11 protein-coding genes and 1 pseudogene are annotated in these 5,643 nt (G+C 40.9%); 4 read left to right on the top strand and 8 right to left on the bottom strand.

Features of this window, described 5'->3' with window-relative positions; translation table 11 throughout:
* The 4 genes and pseudogenes from K6C05_RS02525 to K6C05_RS02515 all read right to left on the bottom strand — a co-directional run.
* On the bottom strand, positions 1 to 268 hold a 268-nt coding region (locus tag K6C05_RS02525), incomplete at its 3' end, for a hypothetical protein (protein WP_296730868.1).
* A gap of 15 nt (positions 269 to 283) precedes the next feature.
* Positions 284 to 370 (bottom strand): annotated as a pseudogene (locus tag K6C05_RS10990) (hypothetical protein); the annotation flags it as partial.
* Positions 371 to 427: 57 nt separating this feature from the next.
* The gene (locus K6C05_RS02520; protein WP_296730867.1) at positions 428 to 604 is read right to left on the bottom strand and encodes an Arm DNA-binding domain-containing protein; all 177 of its coding nucleotides are present in this window, start codon (positions 602 to 604) and stop codon (positions 428 to 430) included.
* Between the two features lie 388 nt (positions 605 to 992).
* Entirely contained in the window at positions 993 to 1,310 is a 318-nt protein-coding gene (locus tag K6C05_RS02515) for a helix-turn-helix transcriptional regulator (RefSeq protein ID WP_296730866.1), read from the bottom strand.
* A gap of 191 nt (positions 1,311 to 1,501) precedes the next feature.
* Here K6C05_RS02515 and K6C05_RS02510 point away from each other — a divergent pair, with 191 nt between their 5' ends.
* The 4 genes from K6C05_RS02510 to K6C05_RS02495 all read left to right on the top strand — a co-directional run bounded on the left by K6C05_RS02510 (position 1,502) and on the right by K6C05_RS02495 (position 2,961).
* The gene (locus K6C05_RS02510) at positions 1,502 to 1,771 is read left to right on the top strand and encodes a helix-turn-helix domain-containing protein (RefSeq protein ID WP_296730865.1); all 270 of its coding nucleotides are present in this window, start codon (positions 1,502 to 1,504) and stop codon (positions 1,769 to 1,771) included.
* A 55-nt stretch (positions 1,772 to 1,826) separates the two neighbouring features.
* A complete protein-coding gene (locus K6C05_RS02505) occupies positions 1,827 to 2,117 on the top strand; it encodes a helix-turn-helix domain-containing protein (protein WP_296730864.1) in 291 nt (96 codons plus the stop codon).
* Positions 2,118 to 2,230: 113 nt separating this feature from the next.
* Positions 2,231 to 2,806, top strand: a complete 576-nt coding sequence (locus K6C05_RS02500; RefSeq protein ID WP_296730863.1) for an N-acetylmuramoyl-L-alanine amidase — start codon at positions 2,231 to 2,233, stop codon at positions 2,804 to 2,806.
* 2 nt (positions 2,807 to 2,808) lie between these two features.
* Entirely contained in the window at positions 2,809 to 2,961 is a 153-nt protein-coding gene (locus tag K6C05_RS02495; protein WP_296730861.1) for a hypothetical protein, read from the top strand.
* 132 nt (positions 2,962 to 3,093) lie between these two features.
* Here K6C05_RS02495 and K6C05_RS02490 read toward each other — a convergent pair whose 3' ends face one another.
* The 4 genes from K6C05_RS02490 to K6C05_RS02475 form a co-directional block, all read right to left on the bottom strand.
* Positions 3,094 to 3,660 carry a hypothetical protein gene (locus K6C05_RS02490; RefSeq protein ID WP_296730859.1) on the bottom strand — a complete coding sequence of 189 codons (567 nt, stop codon included), beginning with the start codon at positions 3,658 to 3,660 and terminating at the stop codon, positions 3,094 to 3,096.
* Positions 3,661 to 4,041, bottom strand: a complete 381-nt coding sequence (locus K6C05_RS02485) for a hypothetical protein (RefSeq protein WP_296730857.1) — start codon at positions 4,039 to 4,041, stop codon at positions 3,661 to 3,663. It lies immediately after the preceding gene.
* The gene (locus tag K6C05_RS02480; RefSeq protein WP_296730855.1) at positions 4,025 to 4,702 is read right to left on the bottom strand and encodes a DUF4417 domain-containing protein; all 678 of its coding nucleotides are present in this window, start codon (positions 4,700 to 4,702) and stop codon (positions 4,025 to 4,027) included. The genes K6C05_RS02485 and K6C05_RS02480 overlap by 17 nt, the downstream gene beginning before the upstream one ends.
* Before the next feature lie 335 nt (positions 4,703 to 5,037).
* On the bottom strand, positions 5,038 to 5,643 hold a 606-nt coding region (locus tag K6C05_RS02475), incomplete at its 5' end, for an ImmA/IrrE family metallo-endopeptidase (protein ID WP_296730853.1).

Here is a 5,643-nt window from a genome sequence, read left to right as displayed (position 1 = left end):
CTGATATATCCAAGGCAACCGGCTTCATAACCTTATACAAAGATAGTATCCCTGCCATTGTAGGCTTAATGAAAGGTTTTTTGTGTGGTTTTTCTGGTAGTTCCAGATCATCTGCCGGAGATTCAATAATCAACCGTTCCTTTACAGCTCTGGCAAAAGCTTGTTTTATGACGGTGCGGAAATACTGGCAAGTGCGATATTTGTCAGTTCCTATATTAGAATAAATAATATTTTGCAAATCTGATGGCTGAACCTTCTCCAGCTTCATATAACCGATGGCATCAGTGCATATATTAAGGACTCTTTCGTAGGATGCCAGTGTATTTTCCCTAAGCTTCGGGGCCTTGTAGGTTTCCTTCCACTTATCCAGCCATTGCTTTACTGTGATTTTCCCGGCATCATAGTGGATATTGCAAGCGTATTTTTCTCACAGCTCATTTAATTTTTCCAGGGCCTCCCGCCTTGTATTGGCATAACGGGAGAGCCTTTTTCTTTTTCCGGTTAATGGGTCGTAAGCTAATGTTAATTGTGCCATCCAGTATCCTTTAGCCTCACAATAATAAACTGTACCTTCATTGGTACCCCGACTGTTTCGTCTTGCCATTTTTTGTCCTCCTTTGACTAAATTATAAACCATTATTCCCAGTGAGTGTACCATAAATTACTATAATCAGGGGACATAAATACCCATACACCACATCTTTCATTCAGATGATATTTGTATGGGGATAACTTTGGAAATATTGTGTATAAGTACCGCTTTGTTTGTTAATAAACTGTGAATATTGTGTTAATAACTGCCCTACAGCGGCCAGCCTGTAGTAAAGACTGTGGTATAACCTGTGGGTAGGACTGCAGATAACCCTGTGGGTAATACTGCGGACATATATTGACCACAGCAGGGCTTACAACGCAGATACATCAAGGATTATGGCTGTCTAATATAATATAAGATAATACAAAACTATATAAGACTAGTAATAGTAGGGCGATTACAGTTTCTTTAACCGCGCCAGCTCAGTATAGTCCCGGACCAGATCATCAATCCGCTCCCGGTAGATTTCCGGCAGCGCTTCATACAATACCATGGTTTCACTTTGCCGGTTCTTGTCCAGACCTACAAGATAATCAACGGTGGTGTTGTAAAAGATGGCCAATTTACCCAATGTTTCCAGTGAAGGCTTTGCTATCCCCCGCTCCCAATTATTCAGGTTAGACCTGGGAACATTCAGCTGATTGGCAGCTTCCGCCAGAGTAAGCCTCTTGACATCTACTCTTAGACTCTTTAACTTCTCACCAAAACTCATCATAACTTTTGTAAGCCTCCATAACTTTTGTGCTGTGAACAATATACCATAAAATACTAAATTTTTAAAGAAAAATTTTATATTTTAGTAATTTAGACTGGACAAACAATAAAACACTATGTTATATTAGTTTCAGTTTATGGGATATTCCATCTAATATTTTTCATTTTATAAACAAAAAGGGGTAATTATGAATGTTGGAATTAAAAAAGAATAATGAGGAACCATCTATTGATGATATAGCCAAAATAGCTGAAGCCAAGGGAAAGATGTTTGTTACCATAAAGGAGTTTTCCGAGATAACCGGGATCAAGGAACACAGCTTGCGGATATTGACGAAAATAAATGGATTTCCGGCACTGAAAATAGGGGTTAAATATATGGTGCTGATGGATGAAGCTATGGCGTGGCTCCGCATAAATGCCAAGGTAAGCAGCAACGGACAACGCCCACTGGCTTTGTGATATGGGCGGCCGGAAAGGCAATTCCGGCTGGTTAATGGAGATTTTGCATTTCCATATGTTTAATACCAGTGAGCGGTTAAGTGCCAGTGCCCAGCTACTATGGCATTATCTTATGTACCGGGCCAATCAGAACTGGTGGCATTACCCATTATGTTTAAATCTGCCGGAGATTGCCTACGCCATAAACATTTCCATATCAAGCATAAAGAACGCCCGCCACGAGCTGGCCCAACGGGGATTTATCCGCTGGGAAAGCCAGGGCGGGAACAAAGCAGCCAAATATTATGTAATGAGTCTCACCGGCAGTGAATACGCCGGGCAGAGAAAAGAAGAACGCACCAACTAACATATATGCCCTCGGAGAAGCCAAAACTTTTAACAATCCCTTTGCAAAACTTATTCATGTACCCGGCTCATCCTCCGGGGGCTTATATATTAAAAGAAAGGATTTGATGTTTAATGAAGGTATTTATAAATCCGGGGCACGCCCCCAACGGTAATCCCGATCCGGGGGCCCTTAATGAGTATTTGGGACTCCGGGAATGTGATATAGCCCTGTCCATCGGGGACTTGGTGAGGCGGTATCTGGTTAAGGCGGTATGTAAGGTAAAAGAGCTCCAGAGCCATAATCTGGCGGGAGAGTCAGCTGGAGAATGTATTGTCCAGTCCGCCAACGACTGGCAGGCGGATATATTTGTAAGTATTCACTGTAACGCTGCCAATACCTTGGCCCGGGGGGCGGAAACCTTGGTGTATTCTCTCACCGGTGAGGGGGCGGCTTTGGGGAGATTTATTCAAAACCAGCTATGTAGCACACTGCAGAAATTTAATAATGACTTCCCGGACCGGGGGCTGAAATGCCGCCCCCTGCTGGCGGTACTCCGGGGTACCACCATGCCCGCCGTGCTGGTGGAGACTGCTTTTATTGATAATGATCTGGATGCGCTTCTCCTGATGAACCAGCAACAGGATATCGCCGGGGCCATTGCCCGGGGGATAACGGACTACTGGCAGAAGAACAGCCGGGAGGAATAGCAATGAATGAACTTATTGCAAACTGCAAAAGGCTTATCCGAGCCTTGGACACCATCTCTGATGAAGGACTTTCCCAGCTGGCCAACATCCTCCGCTACGAGCCGGGGAAGATAAGGCAGGATATCGAGGCATTGAAGAAAATTATGGGGAAATGACGGAAAATCACCTAACCCCTCGCCAGAAGAACACCCGATTATTGGTTATATTCAACTAAATAGACACATATAAAAAGGGGCTGTCCTTAAACAGTCCCTTTTCGTTTTAGATAATATCAACGTAACTATTTATTATTCTATTATCACAATTTCCCGTGAGCATTCACCATGATAATCTCCGCTCCAACTCTCCATAAACTCTGATACTGGAGAGAATTTTTTTATCAAATCATGACCTTTGTTTACATTGATAGTTTCAGAAAACCATATTTCTTTCTCAAAAGAAACCTCACGCCCATCCCCTAATTTGAAAATTATTCCCCTAGTGAGCCAAACATCATAGATTTTTATATCCTTCTTATAAAGCTCCTGATGCTCATTGACTATACGGATTTGAGAAATTGTGCTTTTTATAGGGCTTTCCTCCAGCGTCTGATTTTCTATCATGGAACAAATCTTATCATATTCTGCTGACTGAAATTTAAACATGGCCACATCTTCCTCTTGCCCGAAATAGTCCGCCACCTCAATCAAATTAGTAAATGAATATCCCTTGTTATCCACCAATATACCTACTATGCCATATACTGATGTAGAAAAATCAAACGGATCACATTTATATTTTTGCATTGTCTTGCCTGTCATAGACTTAAACATACCCATTTCTTCAGCAGAAAATCTTACATCTATTTCCTTCACTTAGTCCCCCTCCTGTACAAAATGAATTTTTTGTGACTTCACACCACCGGTATGTGAACTTGGCTTGATGTTAATATCTACCACTGGCGTTCCGTCAGAACTTGATTTAGTTCTCATAGTGATAATCGTACCATCGGCCATTTTGGTTATTTTGGTGTCACTGTTTATGGTCTGCTCCTTACCACCATGGGCTATTTTATTGTAAAAATCCTTGGCAGTGCTGAGGTTATCAGGAGAAGCTATATTTCTCGTCCGATTATTGCCATGTTTGCTGTTTTCACCAAAATATCCAGACTTATATTTGTATTTGCTGGAGGTTGGCAAAATATTTTGCCCTACACTGTGGTAGTGCATGGCGTTCCCCTTATATGCAGTCCCCATTTTCAAGCACCTTCTTTTTATGTACGCGCTCAATTTGGCTTGCATATCTATGAAATTCTGCCTGGCCAAGATATTCACTAAAAATATCATCCGGCATGCTGCCATGTACCAATACCACTGGTGGATGCAAAGCTTCAAACATTGCACCTAAACCAATTCTGAACATTTCTCGCTGTTCCTTGGTCTCAATACATCCATGGGTACTTACAGATACCATACGCCCCTTGGTAACCCCCAAGAAACAACAATCAAAGCTCCTTTCATCACTCCATCTGATATTGGGAATGACCGGAATACCATGTCTCTGTAAATAAAAGCCAACGGCCCTATTCATGTAGGTATTGGCTTCAAGTAAACACTTTGACTGGCCAATCATCATAGTACAATCTGGCGTTATAACACCATCGTATAGCTTGAGCAAATCAAGATATTTCTTGGTTGCAGTCAATACCCGTGAAAATTCCTTGTCATGCATATAGAAATGTACATATTTCCGTTTATCTGGGCATTTACTGGCTTTTCCGAAGGGTATCATGTCCTTTGGAACCTGTACATTGTCCAAATCCATCAGCATTGGTATTTCAGCCTCACCGACAAAAGCTGCACCTTCGGTCAAATAAGCCTGAAATCCATCATCAAATATAGTTTTCCGAATACGCATAGTGATACTCCTTTTCAAAAAATTGGTTGCTCATATAAAAACAACTCCTTTCATTCGGCATAAAACAGAGCTATATAGTAATATTTCGCCCTGAGTTTGCGTCCCAGAAGTGTCACATTTGCAATTTACCAGATTACGAATAGTGATACTCTGGGGCAACGAAGTTTTAAGTCAATTTATGGAAATATATTGACTTTTAACTCCTCAATAACTAAAATAACATTACCAGATTACGAATAGTGATATTCGTGAATAATGTCGTGTTGAATTTGTACATTCAATGCGGCGTTATTTTTTTGCTTACAATCCCACAATTTAACCACCCCCTTCATATATTACCAACGGGATCGATTATTTAACCAAGAATCCCGTTCCAGCTGCCTTTCATCATCGTAGTCATAATAATCAACTTCAAATTTTCTCGGTGCAATTTTATCAAGAAAATTTGCATAACGCATAATAATAATATCGTCATATTCTTTTTCCGCACGACTTTTCCATTCATAATTTGTTTTGGCAAGTGTGGACCTTCTTTTACCTGCGGCCTCATCTGACACAACAAAAGATTTTTCTATATAATTTGTTGATATAGTATGACCTCTACTGCTGCACTCTCGTAATAATTGCTCTGGCATAAGCAGCTGGGCTGCAAAGCAGTTTGCTTCCACCTCTTGTACCCCATATAAGGGGTCACTTTCCTTCAAATTCATCTTGTGCCCAAATAGCATATGGCCTAACTCGTGTCCTATATCAAAGCGCACTCTATATTTTGCTTCTTTTTCATTAAAGAAAATTATATGTGCGCCTCTTAATTCTTCCAAATGGGCAGAGTTACTACCAAAATCTTTGATTGGAATATGATACTTTTCAATGGCTTTCCGAAAAGAACAAACCTTTACATCTGCCATTTCCTCAGCTACCTTCTTTATGCTATAGGGAAA

It is taken from the genome of Anaerovibrio sp. (genome assembly GCF_024697385.1).
In the GTDB taxonomy this organism is placed as follows: Bacteria; Bacillota; Negativicutes; order Selenomonadales; family Selenomonadaceae; genus Anaerovibrio.
The sequence above is the reverse complement of the archived record's forward strand: the minus strand, read 5'-3'. Positions and strand labels throughout refer to the sequence as shown.

What these genes read in the sequence shown, in the direction of transcription:
- K6C05_RS02520 (WP_296730867.1), bottom strand. Translation starts at nt 604, where the DNA reads ATGGCAAGACGAAACAGTCGGGGTACCAATGAAGGTACAGTTTATTAT.
- K6C05_RS02515 (WP_296730866.1), bottom strand. Translation starts at nt 1,310, where the DNA reads ATGATGAGTTTTGGTGAGAAGTTAAAGAGTCTAAGAGTAGATGTCAAG.
- K6C05_RS02510 (WP_296730865.1), top strand. Translation starts at nt 1,502, where the DNA reads ATGTTGGAATTAAAAAAGAATAATGAGGAACCATCTATTGATGATATA.
- K6C05_RS02505 (WP_296730864.1), top strand. Translation starts at nt 1,827, where the DNA reads ATGTTTAATACCAGTGAGCGGTTAAGTGCCAGTGCCCAGCTACTATGG.
- K6C05_RS02500 (WP_296730863.1), top strand. Translation starts at nt 2,231, where the DNA reads ATGAAGGTATTTATAAATCCGGGGCACGCCCCCAACGGTAATCCCGAT.
- K6C05_RS02495 (WP_296730861.1), top strand. Translation starts at nt 2,809, where the DNA reads ATGAATGAACTTATTGCAAACTGCAAAAGGCTTATCCGAGCCTTGGAC.
- K6C05_RS02485 (WP_296730857.1), bottom strand. Translation starts at nt 4,041, where the DNA reads ATGGGGACTGCATATAAGGGGAACGCCATGCACTACCACAGTGTAGGG.
- K6C05_RS02480 (WP_296730855.1), bottom strand. Translation starts at nt 4,702, where the DNA reads ATGCGTATTCGGAAAACTATATTTGATGATGGATTTCAGGCTTATTTG.